We start from the raw sequence: 22,964 nt of genomic DNA, 5'->3' as shown, positions 1-22,964 counted from the left end.
CCCTAGAGCTAACGACATCAGGGTTTTAATAGGCAGAAAGTGTTGCGCGCAGGCCCTGTTTTTTCAGCCGGAGGGGGTTGTCAGGTATAGAGCGGAATGTGTGCGGGTTAATGACTGTTATGAGCGAAAAAAGGGGCGTATTACCCACTTCTGAAACGTTTACGCGAGGGCAGGCAGTATCTTATTTATCATGTAATTTCTTCGTCTTAATTAATCCGCCAACGAATAACATTTTGTCCAGTTGTAGTTAACCCTCGCCAGTTTTAATTCTCCATCTACATCCCCAAAATTAATGGTCTGACGTTCAAAAATAAACTCACGCACGGGTGCAGGTAAAAAATCAGCGCCGTAGCGCAGAATCGTGCTGTGCCAGAAGGGTGCCGGTAATGGGCTGCCGGTATGACGCATCAGCAACTCATTTTTCCAGTGCGAATCCAGAACTTTTTCGCAGAATGAGTGGCGCATGGCTATTGCCGAACTATCAGGGATCCCCGCAAGCAATAACTGACTGGGCAATGCAACTAACCGCAGATCTCTGATAACAATTTTTATCGCATCAAATCCGCTCCAGATATTCGTCAATTCATCGATTTTTTCGGGCAATGGCTCGTTTTCGTTATAGAGCGGCAGAGTCAGGGGCAGGAAGGTAAAATGGAAACCCTGTGTGGGCAGAATATCGGCAAGGGGATCATCCTTTGTGAGCTGCTGTAATTCACAAATAAGACGTGAGACATCAAAGGTCACCGGCGGCTGAATGCCCGCTGCAAGAGCCAGCCTTACAGGATCGTAGTAATTCCCCTCTTTAACAGCCCCAATTCCTGCATTTTCCGACCAGATGGAGAGGGTGTTCTCGTTGGCAGAGCGATACAAGCTTTCCAGATTTATCGATTTCATTACAGACCTTTTGCACTGGTATGAACAGAGGCGATTCGTCATCCATGCGATTTCAGCCCATAACTGTTCAGAAGTATCCCTGTGGCTAATCGTGAACACATTACCATACGCTCAACGCCTGCTCTGGCATAAAGCGGACATGTGCGGTGCCGGGTTTGCCTGAAAAGCATTGCGACCTTCCCGCTCTGCCCCTAAACGGACAACCAGAGGACAGATCAGGACAACAGATGCCTGACGTATAGAATCGATCAACTCTCTCTGATATTGATGATGTCGATGGCGTTAAATCACTCCTGTTGAGAGAGCTAAAATGAATTTTTATTGCAGTAAGGAATTTACCGGTTCGAAGGCCTGGGACTCACAGCATATTGCCAGCTTCGATAATGTCAGCGTGAAACTTCACTGGACCGATCAGCCTTATAAGTGGCACATCAACGATGGTCAGGAGGTTTTTGCTGTCATGGATGGATGCGTTGAAATGCAATATAAAGAGCAGGGCGAAGTTAAAAGCCGGGTACTCAACGCTGGTGATATTTTTTATGCCAGTGAAGGGACAGAGCATATTGCGCGTCCACAGGGCGTCGCCCGCGTGCTGGTGATTGAAAAAGAGGGATCGGTTTAATTAAGTTGTGATTCATTATCTGGCTGAGCCAACAAGCCAGTGACAAAACGGGCGATCTCTTCTCCCAGATTGAGAAGAAAGGCGTCGCGTGATGGGTGGGTGTCAGTGATGTGCGGCGGCAGGATGTTCATGAAGGTAAAATGCCCGGCATCTTTAACCACGCAAAGTTCTGTCTCAGTTCGATTATCTAATTCTTCTTTGATGAATAGCGCTTGCGATGGCGGTGTCAGGGTGTCTTTCTCGCCAGTCCAGATCCTGACAGGTACTTTCACGGAGGCGAGGGCCGAGGGTGCTCTGAAAAAATCCGCAGGTGGCGCTAACAGCACCAGTTGATTCAAATCCTGTCTGCCTGCATATGTCACCTTCTCTCTGGTGCGAGTCCAGGCCGTCGCCCCGGCGTGCATCAACAGAATCACGGTGCCGAGTGAGTGTCCGATGCCGGTAATCGAGGCATAATGTTGACAAAACGCATCGCGGGCGAGGATAAGCCTTTGGCTGCGTTCCAGTAAGTCAGCCTTTGAGGGCGTGGAAGTGGTTAACCGTTCGAAATGGGGCGCTACCACTGAAATACCATTGCGGCTAAAGGTCTGCAGAAGCTCAAGATGACGCAGTGGACTTCCGCCAGCACCTGCTGCAAAAAGGATGCAGTGGCTGGCCTCATTCACCTTCAATAACGTGACGTCAAAATTCCTGTCGGCATGCCTGATGACAGAGATTTCCGCCCTGGTGTTGTTAATCATAAAGCCGACTCCCTGCTAAAAGGTCAGTCTGGAGATACTAACCTGTTCCCGGTGAAACGATAAATTTCCGTCCGCTTCTGGCGCCAGACTACCGTTACGCAAGGCGCCAGCATCAGATCAAGGACCGGTTATTCATACTCTGGCATCAGGCCACCAATCTGTCCGCGCTTACTGCGTCGCCTCTGCACGTAATGCCGCCTGCACAGCAGGGCGCGCACTGATATTTGCTCTGTACGCCACCAGCGCAGGCCAGCGATCCAGTTCAATGCTGAAGAACTTACACCAGCCCAGTACGGTGAAAAGGTAGGCGTCAGCAATGCTGAATGATGGCCCCATCAAAAACGCTTTTTCGGCGAGCGTATCCTGCAGAAAGTCGAACCGCCGGAAGAGCTTTTCACGAAACAGTGACAGGACAGCGTCGGGCAGTGCCTGGTTAAACAACAGAGCGGAACCCGCGTGGATTTCACTGGTAATGAAGTTCAGCCACTCCTGCAGTCGAACACGCGCCCAGCTGCCTGCTGGCGGTGCCAGCCCGTTTTCCGGCCTCAGGTCGGCGAGATACTGCACAATCGCCGGCCCTTCAGTCAGTATCTGCCCGTCGTCCAGTTCCAGTGCAGCAACATAGCCCTTGGGGTTGATAAGGCGAAAGTCGCGTCCGTCAGAGGTGAGCTTGCTCCTGTTATCCACTTTTACCAGCTCAAACTCTAGTGCGAGTTCACGCAGCACGATATGGGGTGACAGCGAACAGGTATCCGGGGCGTAGTAAAGTTTCATGTCTTCTCCGTTAACATTGAAAGCGATGTGAGATTCTCTTTGTCGTTACGTAACAGACTGTGCTTAACGCAGAGAATTCTGTAAAATTAATGCTTCAATAATTAACTATTAGCTGGGCTACTGATAACCATGATGAATCTTCTGCACTGGCGCTTGCTGGTGGCGGTGGCCGATGCCAGCAATATTTCGCGTGCTGCTGAAACGACAGGCATGACACAGTCCGGTGCCAGCCAGGCTATCGCCCAGTTAGAGTCGTCACTCGGGTTCCCGGTATTCGTGCGTGAGCGTCGGCACATCGGTGTTACCGCGCTGGGAGAGCAGGTCATTGAAAATGCCAGAATTATGCTGTCGCAGCTCAGCGCGATCCGCGTGCTGGCTGATGAGAGCCGGGGTTTAAAAGGCGGACGCATTCGGCTTGCCAGCTTTCCCTCTGTGACGTCCACACTCCTGCCTGGGCTGTTGCGTAACTTCAGGCGTCTGCATCCGGGCATGGAGGTGGTGGTGCTGGAAGGGACGGATGAAGAAGTTGAGGAGTGGCTTGCAGCAGACACCGTTGAACTGGGGGTGGTAATGAACCCCACACCCGGACGTGCTGAGGTGATACTGGGACAGGACGCATGGGTCGCCGTCATGCCAGCCAGCGCTCCGCACATCGGTCAGTCAGGCGCGAACGATATAACCCTGCAGGAACTGGCAGACCAGCCCTTTGTGCTTGCAACAGGCGGATGCGTCGTTAATGGCAAAAGCCTGATGGAACAGTCAGGATTCCACCTCTCTGACGTGCGCGTAAAAGTCCGCGACTGGATCAGCGCCTGCATGCTGGTACGTGAAGGCATGGGTGTCGCGCTGGTGCCGGAATCAGCCCTGCCAGCGGAACGGCGCGGCCTGTCAGTGATGCCGGTCATCCCGCCTCTGCACCGTGAATTCGGGCTGGTCTGTTCGCCTTCCGGAACAGCTTCTGGCGCGACGCAGGCACTCCTGAACGGACTGCGTAAAGGGCAGGGTAATATCTCCGGATAATCCCACTGCACAGCTGACTTTATCCGCCGTTACCCGATCATAAACAGCAGAATGGCTGGCCGGGAAAGAGAGATCGGCAGACTCTCCCGACCGCGATCCTTTCTCAACTCGCGTCTTAACGCTTTGCCGCATAGGGTGATCGGGGCGAATAACGGTTTTATGGCGTGGCGGAACACGCCTGAATCATCGGGATGGCTCAGAATTCGCGTAACTGGTCGAACAGCTGATACAACCGCGGCTGATCCACAAGCGTGGCGCCTTGCTCGCCCAGTTTCTGCTCCAGCGGGTTCAGAACATCGCACAGCACACTGTAGATCTCCTCACGCTCGACCGTCTCAATCGCCTTTGAACGCCGGTCGATGAGATTAAAGGCTTCGGTGTAGGCGGTTACGGCGGCGGTTAACAGGCTCGCCACATCCATGCTGCTATCGATGTTGATCGTGGCAGCCCGCAGGTTTTTGTAAGCCAGCGACGCTTTTTTGGCATAAGTGGCCGAAATATGTTCGCGTCCATCCCAGTCCCGGAACGGATTGTGCAGATTCTCAGCCAGCCATTCCGGCTTGCGTGCTTTACTCAGCGAGAGATCCAACCCCTGAGTTGTCGCCTTTTTATAAGCGGCTCTGACAGAGCTGACCACGTCAAGCGGGACGCTGGTCATCCACAGGCATGAGAGATTGGGCAACGCTTCTGGTGAGGGAAAGTCAGCCGCGCTGAAGCCAAACAGGTCGAAGAAGGTGAGCATCTGCAACTGTGGCAGTGCGGCAATACGATGCATATTGCTGGCTACGCCGGGATTTCCCCAGATGCGCAGCTCAGTTAAGCAGGTAAAGCGCTCAACGACTGGCGCCAGGTCAATCTCTTTAACGCCTGTCAGTGACAATGCCCTGAGCCGGTCAATACCCTGCAGCACAGGCAAAGTCTGCGAACATTGCAGGCACAGATTGCGTCCCTCCTGATCAGCCTCTACCTGAAAGCCTGAAGAAGGCGTTGCGGTGAGTGACAGCAGGGAGAGATCAGGATTCAGACGCACGCAGCTGACGCCTTCAGGGTTCAGAATTAAACGCGACAGACGGGTCGCCCCGACATCGATTTCGCTGACGACAGCGGATTGCCAGTGCAGCTCATTAATGAAGTCATGCTGCTGTATATAGGCCATCAGTTCCGGGGTGCCATGGCGGGTTTCGATGGTCATCAGGCAGGGCAGGCGATCCAGTTCAGAGAGATCGGTCAGGGTTTGCAGGAGGTGGTCATTGATACGGGTGGTGTCCTGGCGAAGTGTCTGGCCGCCGATAACCACGTTGGGCGCGCCTGAAGCAGCCTTGAACCGCGCACGGCTGGCCGGGTCGATCTTCTCCCAGTTTCGCTGACGAACAAGACTGTCTCCCACGTCCCAGCCGAACTTGTAGGCGTTTACTTCCTGATCTGCCAGCGGCGGCAGGTTGGTAATTAATACATGTCCCGGTGGGACATTGGCGGAGACATAACCGTGATCGAAGCTGTCTTTGACAAAATAGTAGCTACAGCGCAAAGGCTGCATACGGCTGGCTTCCGCCCTGTCAGGCAAATGATCACCTGCCCAGTCGAGCTGGAGTATGGCTGCAAGGACTTTACCTCTGGCATTAGCAGGCTGCTGGAGGTGTGTCACCTGACAGGCGACGTACTGCTGCAACTGCGGGGAAAACACGCTGTAGATATCGCCGACCTTTGCTTGCACTCTCGCTCCTCTCAGTCAAAAATTTTACAGTCAGAAAATCTGATATAGCGCGCATCCTGCTCAGGGGTGCGCTTTGCCACGGATCTCAGATCCATCCAGCACACTAGCCTGGCATAACGTTTTAACGAAATGCTGGCGCGTGAACATTTTTATTTTTTTCGCGGCAGGTGACAGCGTCAGTCGGGTTGCACGCAGCAGCCCGACTGACGAAGCCTGCCCGGAGGCATGCGGGGCAGGTATTCAGCTTACAGGCGGTTACCGGCCTCAACCAGTTCGTTATAGGATTTTAAAACACGCATCGGTGAACCCGATACCATCCAGCCTGAATTGCCGCTTCCTTTCAGCAGACTCTGCTCACCCGTGCTGTAAGGTGTTTTATCGCGAATCCGACGCATGCGATCCTTGCAGTCTTTCAGGAAGGTTCCGGCATTATCCTGGAAGATGGACCAGGTTAATGGCTTGCCCGCTTCGCTGGCCGTTGCCTTTTCTGCCTCACTCAGCAGCGTACTGTAAGCATCAATCGCTTTTGCCATCTCTGTCACGTCGGGAGCGGAAGAGGTAAACAGGGTCGCCAGCGGTTTGGCCTGTGTGACTAATGCCAGGCGGTAGTAGCGACTATGACGGCCCTCAGACTTTTCAATCTCAACGAGTTGCGCAGCAACAACCTCATTGTTCTCTTTTTCAACTTCGGCACCGAACTGGTCGCTGGATTTCATAAAGCTGTTAAACGCCTTCATGAGCGGCGGATGCATTTGTTTGGCTTTCGCGAAGCCATCATCCTTATAATCTTCCTGACTGTAGTAAAGATGAGCCTGCGAAACCAGCGGCTGCAATGTCGTTAAATCCGCCAGATACTGTGTTGCTGCAGCATCCAGCGCCGGTAACGTCGGTTTAGCCTTCGATGCCTGGTTGATGGCTTTAGTGCAGCTCTCCAGTTCATAAGGCGTGACCTCGCCCAGTACGTTGACGCTGCGCTCTTTGCCGGTTGGCCCCTTTTCAGCATTCGCCATCCAGCTCACATAGCGCAGGGCACTATCGCGAACCGATCCATCCGTAGTGTTAAAGCAACCCACATAGGCGTTTAATTTTGTGGTGAGTTGCGCAGCGCTATCCTCCGCAACAGCCTGGGGTTGACTCTGCGGGGCGGGTTTTGCATCCGCTTTGTCACTGTTGTCACATGCTGCCAGCGGCAGCACAAGGGCAGTCACCAGCATCCCGGGTATCATGGCCCTGCTTGCTCTTTTAAACACAATCGTTCCTTTATTTATGTGGTCAAAAATAGAGAATGAAAATAAATGTTCGCATTGGCTCCCTTTTCAGCTGCGAGGAGGGAGCCGATGACAAACGGGTTATGCGCTTTGCGTCGCTGCCGCCGTTTCTTCTTTCAGCAACGCCCTGACTGTCTGATGACGATGCCAGTAATAGCCGAGGGTGTTTTTAAAGGCTTCAATCTCCTTTTTCAGGCCCGGCAGAGGGATCTCACTGCGTTTTTTTCCCTGCGAGTTTGGCTGCACATGTTGCACGTAGAGCTTATCCCGGCCGAAGCTACGAATGACGTTGATGTTTTTAACGTTATCCCACTCCAGCACTTCGCCGGTTTTCGGCGACACAATGCCCTGCCAGGTGATGACGATCTGCGAGCCATCTTTCAGGGTATAAGGAACATTGGGGAAATGCTTCAGCACCAGCGCGGTTTCCATTTCACCGTCAGGCTGATAGCGCCAGGCCAGGCTCTCGTCATGCACAGAAGAGAAGTCGCGCTCATATTTCTGCCACAACTGCTGTTCAATCTCGTTGGCAACCGGCATCAGATCGACCCAGCTCTGGGCCGGGAAATCGGCGGCGATCGCTGCATAGTCAGCTTCGTTAATCTCATACCCTACGTTGCGCATCCTTTCCGCCAGCGGCGGGTGTGAATCAAACGGGTGCGGCACATTCTGCTCACGGATGACGCTGATAAAGTCCGGAGAGGCGACATGTTCAGGCAGACCGGCAGCAATAGCTTTACTGATCCCCAGTTCATTTTCGTGCAGCGTCTGATTATTAAAGAAGTTTCGTTCAACTTCATTCCGGTAGCTGGCATACGCAGATACTTTGATCAGTGATTCGATAATCGCGGCAGGGGAGACCAGCGTTGATGCATTGCGATCCGCGACAAACTCACGTTCACGGCTGTTACGCTGCCACGCCAGTTCAAACAGCATGCGATAAAGATAGAGCGGATAGAAGACGATCAGCGTGGCCACATTCTGACCCATCAGCTGCATATAGAGATCAAACCGATGCAGTTTCGGTCCCAGTAATGCGCCGGAGGCGGTGTCGCCTTCATGCAGGTGGGTCAGCTCATGGACCATCACGCCATCAGCCTGCGCAACGGTGAGCTGACGCAGGAGCGGAATACTGACATAGAGCTTACGGCCGGTGAGCGGATTCCCATTCACGTTCAGCGGAGCTTCGGTCACGTAGAAGTTGGTGTCGATACCCGCAACAATATGATCGGGTGGCGTGGTGCCCACTCTTGCGGCGAGCATATCAATCTGTGACCAGAGTGCCGGTGCCGCTTCGCGGGTCACGACTTCGCCTTCAATACTCTCTTCCGGTGGGAGTTTTTTGAAGATGCCTTTAATCATGTAATACATGCCGGCCAGCACCAGCAGTCCTACTGCCATCACCAGTTTTGGATAGTAGGTTTGTGTGAAGAAGGCGGTGCCCCAGAATGAGAGCCATACCAGCATGCCGCCCTGTACCATGACTTCCAGCGAACAGGCCAGCATCAGGAACTTGCGGGCCAGCGCCAGACTGATAACCTGTCCCTGGCGGCTTTTAAAGGCCAGCGCACTGAACAACAGCACCATCAGCAGGACAGCGCCGCTGCCGATCAGTGTCCAGAATGCCACTTTATCCATCATGTAGAACTGCCACAGTTCGGATTGCGGTTCGCAGACGGCGTTTTTGTAATCCTGCAGATTTTCATCTACCGGGCCGCAGACACTGGAAGGCGGGTTCTGCTGCAGAAACGCCTGTAGTTTGTCCGTATCCTGATGTTGTTCCCGCGCATCGTCCATGAAGAACTGCGTGTATTGCTGATCAAGTTGTTTGTTGCCATATTCAGCAAAAAACAGGGTAATGACAGGGACGAGAAACAGTGTGAACAGCAGCCAGAAAAATACCTTTAGATAACCCTTTTTCAATTCCGTTAATGTATTCAAAATAATAACTTCCTGCATGTCTATGAAAGGGAGAAGCTGCTGCTATCAGGAAATTCCGAAAAGAATATCCTGGCCCCGGTTAAACGGTGCGGAAATATTTATGCGAGCTTCACGATATTATAATTATTGCAGAGCGATTATAAGCCAGCCTGAACCCGTTTTGAAAAGGTATAGACGGATATTTTCGGCGATTTTTTCCTTTTCCGTCAGGTTATTTTTCTGGCGGCTTCCGGTGGTTCTGCCACGACAGCACTAATTTGAGTTAGTACTCATCACTTATTCTGTCCGATCTCCTGACCGAGGGCTAATCCCCGCCATCTGTCTGCATCCGATACACCATAATCCTATATTTTACCATCAGAGCGGTGCGAAAAAATTACCAGCGTATCCCTTTGAAGGGATTCCAGCCGTTATCGGCTTTTTTCTCTTTCAGGTAATAACTGTAATTGGTGCTCATGCCGTACAGGGCATTAAAACCATAGCCCAGGCCAACCTGAAGATACCGTGGAAATTCCATGCCCGCTATCGCTAAGGCGATGATCAAAATAGTATAAACAACTACCATAATTAAAATCAGCATGATGTTCTTCTCCCACAGGCCGAGTACGAACAGATAAATCGGGCCGAAAAGGAAGGCAATTAAATTCATGTTCACTTTTAATTTTTGCCTGAAAGGCAGTTGTTTCAATGCCTGTCTGAAGCCTGGTGTACTGGGAGCACCATGAAGGTCGAAAAAATCAAATCGGGTCTGCCATTTCGCACTGTACTCTTTAGTTGCATTTACTTTATTATGATTTTCAATAGGTTGATTCATGATTACCTCAATATCCTGCGCAGAAAACTACAGAGACCGACACTGTTTCAGACGGATGACAGCCGCATGAATGGTGCTTATCGACCGCCAGAACAGCGCATACGAATTTTAAAAACAGTGAAGCCGCGTTAATTCGCACCAAAATAATATCGGTACGGTACAAATAGCCATGCTACACCCTGGGTGCGCTATTATCTGCACGGGTGACGAATTCAGGTTAAACAACAATTTTTGAAAATAAATCCATCAGAATCAGTAATGTGAAACTTGCACAGGCCGGACATCTCCTGTGGTGGATGTAATTGATATTAGCACCAAAGAAAATATCGCCACAATGATAAAAATATGTTAATTTTCAAAAAAATATTCCTCGTTCCTCACACCTTAGAAGGATATAAAGATGATCGCATGGAGCGGAGTGGGTTTTTTCGTCGCAGTATTAATTTCTGCCGCCTACCTCCTGTGTAAATGGCTGTTAGATATTTATTACTACGACGGTTTCTTTGTCTCCCATCTATGGGCGACAGGGGCTACGCTGATCGTTTCTGCCCTTTTTTGTGCGGCCTTTGTCTGGGTGCTTCGGCAGGAAAAATGGCTGGACTCCCTTGCACAAGCAACGAAAAGCCAGCCAATGATGGCCCCTGAAAAAACCCACAACTTCTTTTTTATTCCCGTTCTCTACTGGCCGATTATTCTGTTTCTGCTCGGCTCAGGGATCTGTATTTACGACCTGACCCGATAACACCTCACATCACTGATACAGGCCATACTGATGCTGTATCAGCGAAATGGAAATATCATCAATACGAAGGAGTTCATGGTGAAATTAAGAAAATCATTAAACATTATGGGTGCGATCTGCCTGGCAACTGCCATCGGCGGTACTTCTCTGATGGCATCAGCAGCTGATACAGCACCAGCTGCAAACACGCAGACTCAGACGATCTCTTTGCTGGATGGCAAACAGACGTTCAAACTGCAGGGCTATGAAAAGCAGCCTGTGCCGGGCGGCGGACCAGGCACCATGTATGTGAACAAGCAGGAAAAACGCGTATTGATCATTGGCGAAGAAGAGATCCCATTGATTGCGCGCGGTGGCAGTGACGCTGATTTTCTTGAAGGCGGGAAGTCTATCAAAGACAAGCAGAAGCAGGCTTCACCTTCTTATACGGTGATCAGTGAGAAAACTGAAAATACCAACGGTTTGCCGGTCTATCATATTGAAGCCACCGACAAAATGGGTGGCAACGATGTGCAACAGGCGACGCTGCTGGCGGTCGCCAACAAGAAATTCACCGTTATTCAGGTGGTTTCAAACCACAAAGACAAGGCTGGCCACCTGAAAGCAGTAAACAATATCCTCGGTAAGTAAGGCCTCAGTCGCTAAGCCCGGTTAGCTGATCGACCCGGATAAGGGGTTGCCGGTGGGGTTCATGAGTTTACTCAGAACACACCTGCAATGCCTTGTCTGAACAATGCTCAGGCTGACGCGTCTGCGCGTCATCACGGCTTGCCCGCGAACCCCTTTCCTGACCTCTTTCTTCAGGCGTTATGCCAGGCCTGAAAACAGAAAAGGCCGTCTCCGGCCTCACGTTAACGCTCTGCAAACATCTACTTCAGGCTGCGCGAACCTGCGGCATCGCTATATCCGCGCTGATACGAGCACCTTCAGCATCAAACACCATGCAATGGTGCGGATGGAAGGTGGGGCGCAGCGTCTGATAAGGACGGAAATGCACATCGCCGGGCAGCAGCATCTTGAAGCCGTCGTGGCCGTGGCTCTGACCAAACAGATAGGTGTTGTTGCCAAGTCGCTCAACCACTTCGCAGTGGAAGTTGATATTCAGTGGCGCATCGCCGTTGATCTGCAACTGCTCCGGCCGGATACCTAGCGTGATCTCATCACCAGGCTGCAACTGGCGGATGGGCGAGGGGAGCTGCAGCCGATGTTCGCCGTCATTGATCAGGGCGACCAGGCCAGCAGGGCCGCACTGCTCCACGCGCGCAGGCAGGAAGTTCATCTTAGGTGAGCCGATAAAACCGGCGACAAAGCGGTTAATCGGGTTGTAATAGAGCTCCATCGGTGAACCCACCTGTTCAACCTTGCCGTAGTTCATGACCACAATCTTATCGGCCAGCGTCATTGCTTCCGTCTGATCGTGCGTCACATAGACCATGGTGGTTTTCAGCTCCTGGTGCAGCTTCGCAATGTGCAGCCGCATATCGACACGCAGCTCCGCATCCAGGTTCGATAAGGGCTCATCAAACATAAACACCCGGGGATTACGCACGATTGCGCGACCAATGGCGACACGCTGACGCTGACCGCCGGAAAGCTGCTTTGGTTTACGATCCAGCAGATGCGCAAGCTGTAGCGTCTTCGCCACCATCTCTACCTGATGCTGAATCTGCGCTTTCGGCACGCCGTTCACCTTCAGTCCGTAACCGATATTTTCCGCCACCGTCATATGCGGGTAAAGCGCATAAGACTGAAACACCATTGCCACTCCGCGGTGCGAGGGTGCGACATCATTCATGACCTCATCACCAATCAAAATCTCACCGTCACTGATCTCTTCCAGCCCGGCGATCAGCCGCAGCAGTGTGGATTTACCGCAGCCTGACGGACCGACGAAGACCGCAAACTCACCGGCCTCAATATCAAGCGCGATATTTTTCAGCGTTTCTGTTTTACCAAAGCGTTTGGTGACGTTTCTCAATCTGATGCTGGACATGCTGATCCTCATGGCAAGGGATTTGGCGGCTGAAATGTATGACGTATAACAGTTTGTCTTTTTACACGTCAGCCCTGATGGTGCCTGCGCTGACTATATCGCTCCGCCAGAGTGCGCCCTACCGCTGATTTTGATTTCTGTAATAGCGATCACACATTGATGCGAACGGGCTGGAGCACGGTACGCATTCCGCGTAGCGTATGGCTCAAATGCGATACGTTATTCACACTTCATATGCTCAATAATTCCTTGTTCAGCATGTGCCTGAAAAAAGAACATCAGCAAATGACAGCTTAAAATGTCATACCTTCACATGAGGCCAGTAATGAAAATCAAAATCAGCGTTACGCTACTTCTTTCCGCATTGATGCTTAATCAATCCGCCTGGGCCGCTCAGCAACTTACCGTCTGGGAAGACATTAAAAAATCAGACGGCATCAAAACGGCGATCGCCGATTTTCAGAAACAGTTCGGTGTTGAAGTGAAAGTTCAGGAGATGCCGTTTGCACAGCAGATTGAGAAGCTGCGTCTGGATGGCCCGGCGGGTATTGGCCCGGATGTCCTGGTGATCCCTAATGACCAGCTCGGCAGCGCGGTCGTACAGGGATTACTGGCACCGCTGAAAATAGATGCAGCAGAGCAGAGCGCTTACACCCCCTCAGCAATGGCGGCTTTCACACAGAACAGTGTGGTCTACGGCGTACCCAAAGCGGTGGAAACGCTGGTGCTGATCTACAACAAAGATCTGCTGCCGTCGCCACTGAAAACGCTGGAGGAATATCGTGCTTTCTCACAGAAGCAGCGCGAGACGAAGCAGTATGGCCTGCTCGCTAAGTTTGACCAGATTTATTACAGCTGGGGTGTGATGGCTCCGATGGGCTCTTACATCTTTGGCAAAGACGCCAAAGGCGCAATTAACACTCAGGATATCGGTCTGAACACCCCGGGCAGCGTGGAAGCGGTGACTTATCTCAAACGTTTCTTCAGTGAAGGATTGCTGCCAGGCGGCATCATGGGCGACAACGGCCTCAACGCCATCGACTCGCTGTTTACCGAGAAAAAAGCGGCGGCGGTGATCAATGGGCCGTGGGCATTCCAGCCTTATCAGGCTGCCGGAATCAACTATGGCGTGGCACCGCTGCCGCTGCTGCCTAACGGCAAGCCGATGAGCTCCTTCCTGGGCGTCAAAGGCTATGTGGTCTCTACCTGGAGTAAAGATCAGGCGCTGGCGCAGAAGTTCCTCACCTTCATCAACCAGCCGCAGTACGTGAAAGAGCGTTATCAGAAAACCCAGGAGATCCCACCGGTCACCGCGCTGATGAACGATCCGATTATCAAAGATGATGAGAAGGCCAACGCGGTCGCGGTGCAGGCGGCGCGTGCGTCAGCGATGCCTGGCGTGCCGGAAATGCAGGAAGTATGGGGACCAGCCAATGCTGCCCTGGAGCTGAGCGTATCCGGCAAGCAGGAGCCAAAAGCGGCACTGGATAATGCAGTGAAGCAGATCACCATGCAGATTGAAGCGATGCAGGCCAGTAACCAGTAATGCAGGTTCACGGGATAACCGTACAGGATAAGGATCAGGGTGTGGCTATATCTTCCGATGAAAATCTGGTGACGGCTAAGCGTCCGCGTCGTCATGCGACCACCGGTGCGCTGTTGGCACTGCTGCCTGGCTTCGGCCAGTTTTACCACCGCCAGTGGGCTAAAGGGCTCTGTTTTCTGATTTTGCTCAGCAGTTTTACCGGCGTCTTCCACGATTTTCTGCGTGAGGGATTCTGGGGGCTCTATACGCTGGGCGAATCGGTGCCGCGTGATAACTCCATTTTTCTGCTGGCAGAGGGCATTATCAGCGTACTGATTGCCGCCTTCGGCGTGGCGGTCTGGGGAGTGTCAATGCGCGACGCCTGGGTCAATGGCGTCAGGCGCGACAAGGGTCAGCAGCTGAACAGCGTGCGCCAGCAGTATCAGTTACTGCTGCGCGATGGCTTCCCCTATCTGATGATTTCGCCAGGCTTTATTCTGCTGGTGTTTGTAGTGGTGTTTCCGATTCTGTTCGGTTTCGCCATCGCCTTCACCAACTACAACCTCTATCACACGCCACCTGCGAAGCTGGTGGACTGGGTGGGGTTCAAAAACTTCATCAACATTTTTACCCTGTCGATCTGGCGCTCCACCTTCTTTGACGTGCTGCAATGGACGGTGGTCTGGACACTGCTCGCTACCACGCTGCAGTGCACCGTGGGCGTCATGCTGGCGATTCTGGTCAATCAGAAAGACCTGCGCTTTAAGCCGCTGATCCGCACCATCTTTATCCTGCCGTGGGCGGTGCCGGGCTTCGTCACCATTCTGGTCTTCGCCGGAATGTTCAACGACAGCTTTGGGGTGATCAACAACGCTATTCTCGACTTCTTTGGCATTGCACCTAAAGCGTGGATGACCGATCCATTCTGGACCAAAACCGCGCTGATTATGATGCAGACCTGGCTCGGTTTCCCGTTTGTGTTTGCGATGACTACCGGCGTCCTGCAGGCGATCCCTGACGATCTCTATGAGGCGGCGATCATGGACGGTGCCAGCGCCTGGACGCGGCTGAAAACCATCACGCTGCCGCTGGTGCTCTACGCCATTGCGCCGATCATCATCACGCAATACACCTTCAACTTTAATAATTTCAACATCATCTATCTGTTTAACAATGGCGGTCCGGCGGTGGCGGGGTCGAATGCCGGAGGAACCGATATCCTGGTGTCGTGGATCTACAAGCTCACCATGTCGTCGTCGCAATATGCTATCGCCGCCACTATCACCATTTTGCTGTCGATTTTCGTGGTAGGTCTGGCGCTGTGGCAGTTCCGCGCGACCCGGTCGTTTAAACAAGATGAGATGGCGTAAGGAAGCAGTTATGGCGAAGTCCGGCAGTATTAAACGCGAAAGGTGGATACGCCTGTCGCTGACCTGGCTGGTGGTGCTGGCCGTCTCGGCCATCATTATCTATCCGCTGGTCTGGACAGTAGGAGCATCCCTGAATGCAGGTAACAGCCTGCTCAGCAGTTCGATCATTCCTGAGAATGCGTCGCTGCAGCACTACCGCGACCTGTTCAATGGCACGGTGCCTTACCTGACGTGGTACTGGAATTCGATGAAAATCAGTTTCCTGACCATGGTGCTGACGTTGATCAGCGTCAGCTGTACCGCCTACGCTTTTTCCCGTTTTCGGTTCAAGGGGCGGCAGAACGGACTAATGCTGTTTCTGTTGTTACAGATGATCCCGCAGTTTTCGGCGCTGATCGCGATTTTCGTGCTGTCGCAGCTGCTGGGGTTGATCAACAGCCATCTGGCACTGGTGCTGATCTACGTTGGTGGGATGATCCCGATGAACACCTGGCTGATGAAGGGTTATCTCGACTCGATTCCCAAAGATCTGGATGAGTCGGCGCGCATGGACGGTGCGGGTAACTTCCGCATCTTTGTTGAGATCATCATGCCGCTGTCGAAGCCGATTCTGGCGGTAGTGGCGCTGTTCTCATTCACCGGGCCGCTGGGTGATTTCATCCTCTCCAGCACCATTCTGCGAACGCCAGAGCAGTTCACGCTGCCGATTGGCCTCTATAACCTGGTGTCGCAAAAAATGGGTGCCAGCTACACCACCTATGCCGCCGGTGCCGTGCTGATCGCCGTGCCGGTGGCGGTGTTCTATCTGGCCCTGCAGAAATACTTCGTTTCTGGCCTGGCCTCAGGCAGTACTAAAGGATAAATCATGACGCCAAAAACATTGATTCTCGCCCTGGCGCTGGCCTGGGCGACACCGCTGCTCGCCGCCGATCATCCTGTCATCGGCTCTGCCGGGCCGTGGCCAGCCGATTTTATCAAAGGTGCGGATATCTCATCGCTGGCTGAACTGGAGAAGCAGGGGGCGAAATTCTATAACGCAGATAACCAGCAGCAGGATGTTATCGCCATCCTGAAAGCCAGCGGCATCAACACCATCCGGCTGCGGCTATGGGTGGATCCCCGCGACGACAGCGGTCAGACCTACGGTGGTGGTGGCAACGATCTGGCGACCACGCTGGCGCTGGCGAAGCGCGTTAAAGCGGCGGGCCTGAAGCTGCTGCTGGATATCCACTACAGCGACTTCTGGACAGACCCAGGCAAGCAGTTCAAGCCCAAAGCCTGGCAGTCGCTGCCTTTTCCGCAGCTGGAAACCCAGGTTCATGACTACACCCGTGACACCATCGCTCGTTTCAAAGCGGACGGTGTGATGCCGGATATCGTGCAGATTGGCAATGAACTTAACGGTGGCATGCTCTGGCCGGAAGGCAAAAGCTGGGGCCAGAACGGCGGTGAGTTTGATCGGCTGGCCGGTCTGCTGAAAGCCGGGATCAGCGGGGTGCGTGAGAATCTCAGCGACCCGCATCAGGTGAAGATCATGCTGCACCTGGCTGAGGGCACAAAGAACGACATGTTCCGCTGGTGGTTCGACGAGATCGTTAAGCGTGATGTGCCATTCGATGTGATTGGCCTGTCGATGTACACCTACTGGAACGGCCCCATCAGCGCCCTGAAAGCCAACATGGATGATATCTCCCGGCGCTATGACAAAGACGTGATGGTGGTGGAAGCAGCCTACGGCTACACGCTGGAAAACTGCGATAGCGCGGAGAACAGTTTCCAGGCCAAAGAGGAGCAGGCGGGCGGCTATCCCGGCAGTGTAGCGGGCCAGGCGGCTTATCTGCATGACCTGATTAAAGCGGTGCTGGCGGTGCCGGACCATCGCGGCAAGGGTGTCGTCTACTGGGAACCGGCGTGGATCCCTGCGCCCGGCAATACCTGGGCGACACCCGCCGGCATGAAATATATCCACGACGAATGGAAACAGGGTAACGCCCGCGAAAACCAGGCGCTGTTTGACTGTCACGGCAAGGCGCTGCCTTCGCTGCAGGTTTTTCATTAACCATTAGCGCAAACGCTGATGTCTACCTCTGAGGAACAGGTATGAATAAATTTCCCCCGCTCAGCGCCCGGGTTAACCGGCTGCTGCATGGTGCTGACTACAATCCGGAACAGTGGGCGCACCAGCCGGGCATTATTGATGACGACGTCATGATGATGAAGCAGGCGAACTGTAACGTTATGTCGGTGGGTATTTTCAGCTGGGCGAAGCTGGAGCCGGAAGAGGGGCGCTATGAATTTGGCTGGCTGGATGAGGTGATTGATACGCTCTGGCTGCAGGGGATTTCTGTGTTTCTTGCTACACCAAGCGGGGCCAGGCCAGCCTGGATGTCGCAGGCGTATCCGGAGGTGCTGCGTGTGGGGCGCGATCGCGTGCCGGCTCTGCATGGTGGTCGTCATAACCACTGCATGACCTCGCCGGTGTATCGCCAGAAAGTGCAGGCGATGAACAGCCGGCTGGCGGCGCATTATGCGCATCATCCGGCGGTGCTCGGCTGGCATATTTCCAATGAGTATGGCGGAGAATGTCATTGTGATCGCTGTCAGCAGGCGTTTCGCAGCTGGTTGCAGCGCCGATATGAGACGCTGGAGAACCTGAATCTCGCCTGGTGGAGTGATTTCTGGAGTCATACCTACAGCGACTGGTCACAGATTGTGTCGCCAGCGCCACAGGGTGAGATGTCGATTCACGGTCTGAATCTGGACTGGCGGCGGTTTATGACCGATCAGGTTACTGACTTCTGTCGTGAGGAGATTAAACCGCTGAAGCAGGCCAATCCCGATCTGCCTGCGACCACCAATTTTATGGAATATTTCTACGACTACGATTACTGGAAGCTGGCACCGGTGCTCGATTTTATCTCCTGGGATAGCTACCCGATGTGGCATAACGAGAAGGATGAGACCACGCTCGCCTGTTATACCGCGATGTACCACGATTTGATGCGCACTCTGAAGCAGGGCAAGCCTTTCGTGTTGATGGAGTCGACGCCGAGCGCCACCAACTGGCAGCCGACCAGCAAGCTGAAGAAGCCTGGGATGCATATTCTGTCGTCACTGCAGGCGGTGGCCCATGGTGCGGACGCGGTGCAATATTTTCAGTGGCGCAAGAGCCGGGGTTCGGTCGAGAAGTTTCATGGCGCAGTAGTCGATCATGTGGGTCATCTTGATACGCGCACCGGTCGTGAAGTGAGTGAGCTGGGCCGGATGCTGGCCGCGATGACGCCGGTGATGGGCAGTCGGGTTGAGGCGCGGGTGGCGATTATTTTCGACTGGGAGAGTCGCTGGGCGATGGATAATGCGCAGGGGCCGCGCAATCTCGGCCTGCATTATGAGCGCACAGTGAACGAGCACTATCGTGCTTTCTGGGAGCAGGGCGTGGCGGTGGATGTGATTAACGGCGACTGCGATCTCAGTGGTTACGATCTGGTGATTGCGCCGATGCTGTATATGGTGCGGGATGGTTTTGCGGCGCGGGTGGAGCAGCATCTTGAGCGGGGCGGGCATTTCGTTGCCAGCTACTGGAGCGGCATCGTGAATGAGAGCGATCTGTGTTATCCCGGTGGCTTCCCGGGGCCGTTGCGGCCGTTGCTTGGCATCTGGTCAGAAGAGATCGATAGTCTGACTGATGAGGAATTCAATGGCGTACGCGGGGTGCGCGGCAATGAGCTGGGTCTGAGTGGGCCTTATCAGGCGCGAGAGCTTTGCGAGCATATTCATCTGGAAGGGGCAACGGCGCTGGCCAGTTATGAGAGCGATTTTTATGCCGGTACCCCGGCGGTGACGGTGAATCGCGTGGGTCAGGGCAAAGCCTGGTATATCGCGTCGCGTAATGATCTGTCGTTCCAGCGGGATTTTTATGGTGCGTTGATTAAGCAGCTGGCGTTGCCGCGCGCGCTGGCGATTGATCTGCCTCCGGGCGTGGTCGTTCAGCGGCGCACTGATGGCGAACAGGCGTTTCTTTTTGTGCAGAATTTTACCGGTCAGGTGCAGCAGCTGTCGTTGCCTGCTGGGCTCAGCGATTTGATCGATGGCTCGGTTGTGGGGGAATCGCTGGTGCTGGCGCCATGGGGATGTCGCGTTCTGAGTGTGCCGCTAACTGAAGGCGCAAGCCTTTGACGTTAGTTTAATGCCGTTTGCTGGCAGGTTTAGCATCGGCTCAGGGGGCCAGTACCTTCCGCAAAGACGCAAAAGATGGCATCCCTGCCAGCTCAACACGGGCCATCCATGGCCCGTGATGCTTTGCTACAGGTACTGGCCCCCATCGCTTTGCGCATGGGAGTTGTCTGTTGGAAGTTTTGGACCGGCTTTAATTGCGGACTTTGTGGCGGAGGAATAGGGTTTGAGGGCAGGAAGAGTGTATTTTCTGTGAGTGCCCTGAAGCTATTCCCCCTCGTTTTCGTTTATCAGTCGTGAGTGGCGGGCAGCAGCCCGCCTTTTTATTATCTGGAGGAGAACAACATGGTGAGTCTGAAATCGTTTAAGCAATATTTCAGTCGGCAGCCGCTGACGGCGGAAGAGGTTGAGATTGACAGTGCGCTGCTGGAGCGTCTTGTAGAGTGCTTCGGCGGGCGTGAAAATATTCAGCAGGTGGACGCCTGTTTAACCCGGCTGCGGGTGAAAGTGACATCGCTGAGGGCGGTGGATACGGCAGGATTACAGAAGGCGGGGGCGATTGGCGTGGTGATTCTGGGGCAGGAAGTTCATGCCATCTTTGGCACGCAATCCGATCAGCTGCGTCAGTTGCTGGAAGCCCGATTCTTTAAGCCGCTTCAGCCGGAGTAAAAAAATGGATAACCGTCGCCGGTTATCCAAATAAGCCCCTGCATAAGAGCTTAACAATGATCACAATGAGGAGACTGCTCGGTTACCACCAGGCTTCGACCTGTACGCCGAAGTTCCAGGTGTTGTTACTGGTGTTGTCCTGGAAACTGTGTCCGTCTTCTGAGTCATTCAGATAAGAGGCAAACAGACGCAGTTCCGGGCGTGACATAAATTCGGGACCGGCTGCGAGACCCAGCGCCAGCGTATATTTCTGACCCGCCTGTTTATAGTCACTGCCCACTTTGTTCTCATCTTTCTGCCAGAAACTACCCACTTCGCCGATGCCGCGGACATACTGCGTGAACTGATACTGACCACGACCCACCAGCGACAGCAGGGTGCTTTTGCTGGTCTGCGCGGTGACATCATCCGCTGAACCCCAGGTAAAGACCTGATTCAGGGAGAACTTGTCGGTGATTGGCAGCAGGCCGGTATTGATTACGCGGTAGCCGGTGGCATTGCGGGTATCGTTCCACATGTCATACCAGCCGCCGCCCTGTGAAATCATATTTTGTGCCAGGCCTTTATTGGCGTACTGAAATACCAGTTTCTGATAGCCGCCCCACATATCCTGACTGATTTCACTGGTGAGCATAACGCCGTTTTCCGCATCATACAGGCCACCATACTCTTCCTGCTTTTTGGTGGTGTTCGGCATGGCGTAATCAATACCAAACTCGGTCCAGGCACCGCTCCACGGTTTCCAGCCAGCATACCGAAGATCCAGGTAGTTAATGTTGACGTCGTTATCGCCATCGACCCGGTAATCGACGTCATTGGCATCGCCACGGATCCAGGCAAAGGAGATCGCGCCCGGGCCCAGAGTGTAATTTTCGATACCTGCACCGGAGCCGGAGATATTCCAGTATTTGGTATCAATGATGTGCAAATCGTGACGCTGGTAGTAACGTTTACCGCCCCAGATCACCGCATTCTTGTCACCCGGCACCAGCCCTTTAATCTGCAGATTAAGCTGACGCAAACCAAACTGCGCATCGTCACCGAAGGTGGTTTCGTTATCGTTAGAACCGTCGGAGAACATGCTGACCATGGTGTCGACGTAAAAACTGACGTCATCCTTTTTGTAGACTTCGCTGCCCAGCTCAACCTCGCCGTAGGTGTCGGCTTCATTGCCGAGACGGCCAATCTTGTTCTTTTGATACTCTTCAATACCGCCATCCTGCGATACGCCAACGCCACCACGCAGATAGCCATGGAAATCAATGTTGTCGATAGCAGCATAGAGCGTCGGGGAGGTCAGGGCCGCAGCGAGCGCCACAGCAGCAGTACGTAACCTTGTTTCCATGTTATCCTCAATTTTATTTGTAATACGTTCACATGACAGCGGCAGTTAACGCTTTTTGTCAGATGAGTGACAAACAAAATCGCGATAATGTGTGATGCAGTGCAAATAAAGTGGCGGTATTTGTAACGATTAGTGAATCAGATCACCAAACCTCGTGATGTGAAGGTATGACTTTTACTTTTTATTTGCGCAATGTGACTGCGGTAACCTGGCTTATTCGGCTGCTGTGATACCATTCCGCCATCGGTAATCAGGGATGCGAATTATGAAATCAAAAAATGCCACCTTAGAGGATGTCGCCCGCCATGCTGGCGTCTCTTATCAGACGGTTTCGCGGGTTTTGAATAAGTCGGCAAACGTCTCAGAATCAACGCGGCGCAAGGTGGAGCACTCTATTGAGACCCTGCGCTACGTGCCAAACAGACTGGCGCAACAGCTGGTGGGTAAGCAGAGCACAACGCTGGGTCTGGTGACCACATCGCTGGCGTTGCATGCTCCTTCGCAGGTGGCCGCTGCGGTTAAACGATATGCCAATGCCGCTGACTATCAGGTGCTGATCGCCATGATTGATGAGAACGTCAATCAAAGTCTGCAGAACTGTATCAATGAGCTGAAGTCGCAGCGCGTGGATAAGGTGATTATCAACGTTCCGCTGGAGAGCAGTGATGCGGAGCAGATCGTGCAGGAGAACGACGATATCCTGTGCCTGTTTCTTGATGTTGATCCCTACAGTGCGGTGTTTAACGTTTCGTTTAACCCGGCTGACGGCACCCGTGCCAGTGTCAAATATCTCTACGAGCAGGGGCATCGGGAATTTGCTCTGCTGGCCGGGCCAGAGGAGTCCGTTTCTGCCAATCTGCGGTTAAAGAGCTGGCTGGATACGCTGGAGAGCTATCGTCTGAAGCCGGTCAGCGTCAGCCACGGTAACTGGGATGCGCAAAGTGGTTACAACGGCGTGCTGCAACTGCTGCGTGAAGCGCCGGAGTTCAGCGCGCTGCTGGTGGGAAATGATCAGATGGCACTGGGTGTGCTGAGCGCGCTGCATCAGCGTGGTGTAGCGGTGCCGGGGCAGATTTCGGTGATTGGCTACGATGACACCTATGAAAGTGCCTTCTTCCATCCGGCGCTGACCACGGTGTCGCTCGATCTTGATTTACAGGGCAAAGAGGCGGTCGCGCGTCTGTTGTTAGCCAGTGAGCAGGATGAGCAGCGTTCCTCTTCAATCCTTCCGGCAAAACTGGTGGTACGCAGCTCGACGGGTATCGCCGGTCAGCAGCAGCGGGATTTGAAGCAGATTGCTGAGCAGCTGCGGCTGCTCGCCAGTCGCCTTGAGTAGCAGAACCCCGTAAGCAGATAAATA

20 protein-coding genes are annotated in these 22,964 nt (G+C 53.4%); 11 read left to right on the top strand and 9 right to left on the bottom strand.

Annotation, left to right across the window (positions count from 1 at the left end):
* Window positions 1-210 precede the first annotated feature (210 nt).
* Window positions 211-894, bottom strand: coding sequence for a hypothetical protein (locus tag AC6I8B_RS21465; protein ID WP_157353327.1), 684 nt, complete (start codon window positions 892-894; stop codon window positions 211-213).
* 310 nt (window positions 895-1,204) lie between these two features.
* On the opposite strand from AC6I8B_RS21465, the gene AC6I8B_RS21460 reads away from it, so the two are divergent.
* Window positions 1,205-1,516, top strand: coding sequence for a cupin domain-containing protein (locus tag AC6I8B_RS21460; RefSeq protein WP_010259799.1), 312 nt, complete (start codon window positions 1,205-1,207; stop codon window positions 1,514-1,516).
* Here AC6I8B_RS21460 and AC6I8B_RS21455 read toward each other — a convergent pair.
* A complete protein-coding gene (locus tag AC6I8B_RS21455) occupies window positions 1,513-2,256 on the bottom strand; it encodes an alpha/beta hydrolase (RefSeq protein ID WP_157353328.1) in 744 nt (247 codons plus the stop codon). The two genes, AC6I8B_RS21460 and AC6I8B_RS21455, sit on opposite strands and share 4 nt — an antisense overlap.
* A gap of 168 nt (window positions 2,257-2,424) precedes the next feature.
* Window positions 2,425-3,030: a glutathione transferase GstA gene (gstA, locus tag AC6I8B_RS21450; protein WP_157353329.1), complete on the bottom strand. Its 606-nt coding sequence runs from the start codon at window positions 3,028-3,030 to the stop codon at window positions 2,425-2,427.
* A 129-nt stretch (window positions 3,031-3,159) separates the two neighbouring features.
* Between gstA and AC6I8B_RS21445 the strand changes: the two genes are divergently transcribed.
* Window positions 3,160-4,050 (top strand): LysR family transcriptional regulator, encoded by an 891-nt coding sequence (locus AC6I8B_RS21445; protein ID WP_198346859.1) that lies wholly within the window; start codon window positions 3,160-3,162, stop codon window positions 4,048-4,050.
* 196 nt (window positions 4,051-4,246) lie between these two features.
* On the opposite strand, the gene AC6I8B_RS21440 is transcribed toward AC6I8B_RS21445, so the two are convergent.
* The 4 genes from AC6I8B_RS21440 to AC6I8B_RS21425 all read right to left on the bottom strand — a co-directional run bounded on the left by AC6I8B_RS21440 (window position 4,247) and on the right by AC6I8B_RS21425 (window position 9,787).
* On the bottom strand, window positions 4,247-5,764 hold the full coding sequence (locus tag AC6I8B_RS21440) for a hypothetical protein (RefSeq protein WP_332837905.1): 1,518 nt from the start codon (window positions 5,762-5,764) through the stop codon (window positions 4,247-4,249).
* Window positions 5,765-6,009: 245 nt separating this feature from the next.
* Window positions 6,010-6,978 (bottom strand): YiiG family protein, encoded by a 969-nt coding sequence (locus AC6I8B_RS21435; protein ID WP_157353330.1) that lies wholly within the window; start codon window positions 6,976-6,978, stop codon window positions 6,010-6,012.
* 135 nt (window positions 6,979-7,113) lie between these two features.
* Entirely contained in the window at window positions 7,114-8,991 is a 1,878-nt protein-coding gene (locus AC6I8B_RS21430; protein WP_497817756.1) for a M48 family metallopeptidase, read from the bottom strand.
* Between the two features lie 358 nt (window positions 8,992-9,349).
* On the bottom strand, window positions 9,350-9,787 hold the full coding sequence (locus AC6I8B_RS21425) for a DUF2628 domain-containing protein (RefSeq protein WP_497817755.1): 438 nt from the start codon (window positions 9,785-9,787) through the stop codon (window positions 9,350-9,352).
* Between the two features lie 400 nt (window positions 9,788-10,187).
* On the opposite strand from AC6I8B_RS21425, the gene AC6I8B_RS21420 reads away from it, so the two are divergent.
* Both AC6I8B_RS21420 and AC6I8B_RS21415 read left to right on the top strand, forming a co-directional pair.
* Window positions 10,188-10,529, top strand: coding sequence for a hypothetical protein (locus AC6I8B_RS21420; RefSeq protein WP_010670649.1), 342 nt, complete (start codon window positions 10,188-10,190; stop codon window positions 10,527-10,529).
* 30 nt (window positions 10,530-10,559) lie between these two features.
* Window positions 10,560-11,159 (top strand): hypothetical protein, encoded by a 600-nt coding sequence (locus tag AC6I8B_RS21415; protein WP_157353332.1) that lies wholly within the window; start codon window positions 10,560-10,562, stop codon window positions 11,157-11,159.
* Between the two features lie 244 nt (window positions 11,160-11,403).
* Here AC6I8B_RS21415 and AC6I8B_RS21410 read toward each other — a convergent pair whose 3' ends face one another.
* Window positions 11,404-12,522: an ABC transporter ATP-binding protein gene (locus tag AC6I8B_RS21410; RefSeq protein ID WP_033773728.1), complete on the bottom strand. Its 1,119-nt coding sequence runs from the start codon at window positions 12,520-12,522 to the stop codon at window positions 11,404-11,406.
* A gap of 325 nt (window positions 12,523-12,847) precedes the next feature.
* On the opposite strand from AC6I8B_RS21410, the gene AC6I8B_RS21405 reads away from it, so the two are divergent.
* From AC6I8B_RS21405 to AC6I8B_RS21380, 6 genes are all read left to right on the top strand, one after another.
* Window positions 12,848-14,068: an extracellular solute-binding protein gene (locus AC6I8B_RS21405; protein WP_033761001.1), complete on the top strand. Its 1,221-nt coding sequence runs from the start codon at window positions 12,848-12,850 to the stop codon at window positions 14,066-14,068.
* Between the two features lie 41 nt (window positions 14,069-14,109).
* Window positions 14,110-15,417: a carbohydrate ABC transporter permease gene (locus AC6I8B_RS21400; protein WP_031292502.1), complete on the top strand. Its 1,308-nt coding sequence runs from the start codon at window positions 14,110-14,112 to the stop codon at window positions 15,415-15,417.
* Between the two features lie 10 nt (window positions 15,418-15,427).
* On the top strand, window positions 15,428-16,279 hold the full coding sequence (locus AC6I8B_RS21395) for a sugar ABC transporter permease (protein WP_010259151.1): 852 nt from the start codon (window positions 15,428-15,430) through the stop codon (window positions 16,277-16,279).
* 3 nt (window positions 16,280-16,282) lie between these two features.
* Window positions 16,283-17,476, top strand: a complete 1,194-nt coding sequence (locus AC6I8B_RS21390; RefSeq protein ID WP_497816550.1) for a glycoside hydrolase family 53 protein — start codon at window positions 16,283-16,285, stop codon at window positions 17,474-17,476.
* A 41-nt stretch (window positions 17,477-17,517) separates the two neighbouring features.
* Window positions 17,518-19,593, top strand: a complete 2,076-nt coding sequence (locus tag AC6I8B_RS21385; protein ID WP_157353335.1) for a beta-galactosidase — start codon at window positions 17,518-17,520, stop codon at window positions 19,591-19,593.
* 342 nt (window positions 19,594-19,935) lie between these two features.
* A complete protein-coding gene (locus tag AC6I8B_RS21380) occupies window positions 19,936-20,259 on the top strand; it encodes a PTS sugar transporter subunit IIB (protein WP_010259145.1) in 324 nt (107 codons plus the stop codon).
* 82 nt (window positions 20,260-20,341) lie between these two features.
* On the opposite strand, the gene AC6I8B_RS21375 is transcribed toward AC6I8B_RS21380, so the two are convergent.
* Window positions 20,342-21,604, bottom strand: a complete 1,263-nt coding sequence (locus AC6I8B_RS21375; protein ID WP_157353336.1) for a maltoporin — start codon at window positions 21,602-21,604, stop codon at window positions 20,342-20,344.
* Window positions 21,605-21,869: 265 nt separating this feature from the next.
* Between AC6I8B_RS21375 and AC6I8B_RS21370 the strand changes: the two genes are divergently transcribed.
* A complete protein-coding gene (locus AC6I8B_RS21370; protein ID WP_010259142.1) occupies window positions 21,870-22,940 on the top strand; it encodes a LacI family DNA-binding transcriptional regulator in 1,071 nt (356 codons plus the stop codon).
* The last annotated feature ends 24 nt before the right edge of the window (window positions 22,941-22,964 follow it).

It is taken from the genome of Pantoea sp. X-Soil-ISGK-285, assembly GCF_059730815.1.
The sequence above is the reverse complement of the archived record's forward strand: the minus strand, read 5'-3'. Positions and strand labels throughout refer to the sequence as shown.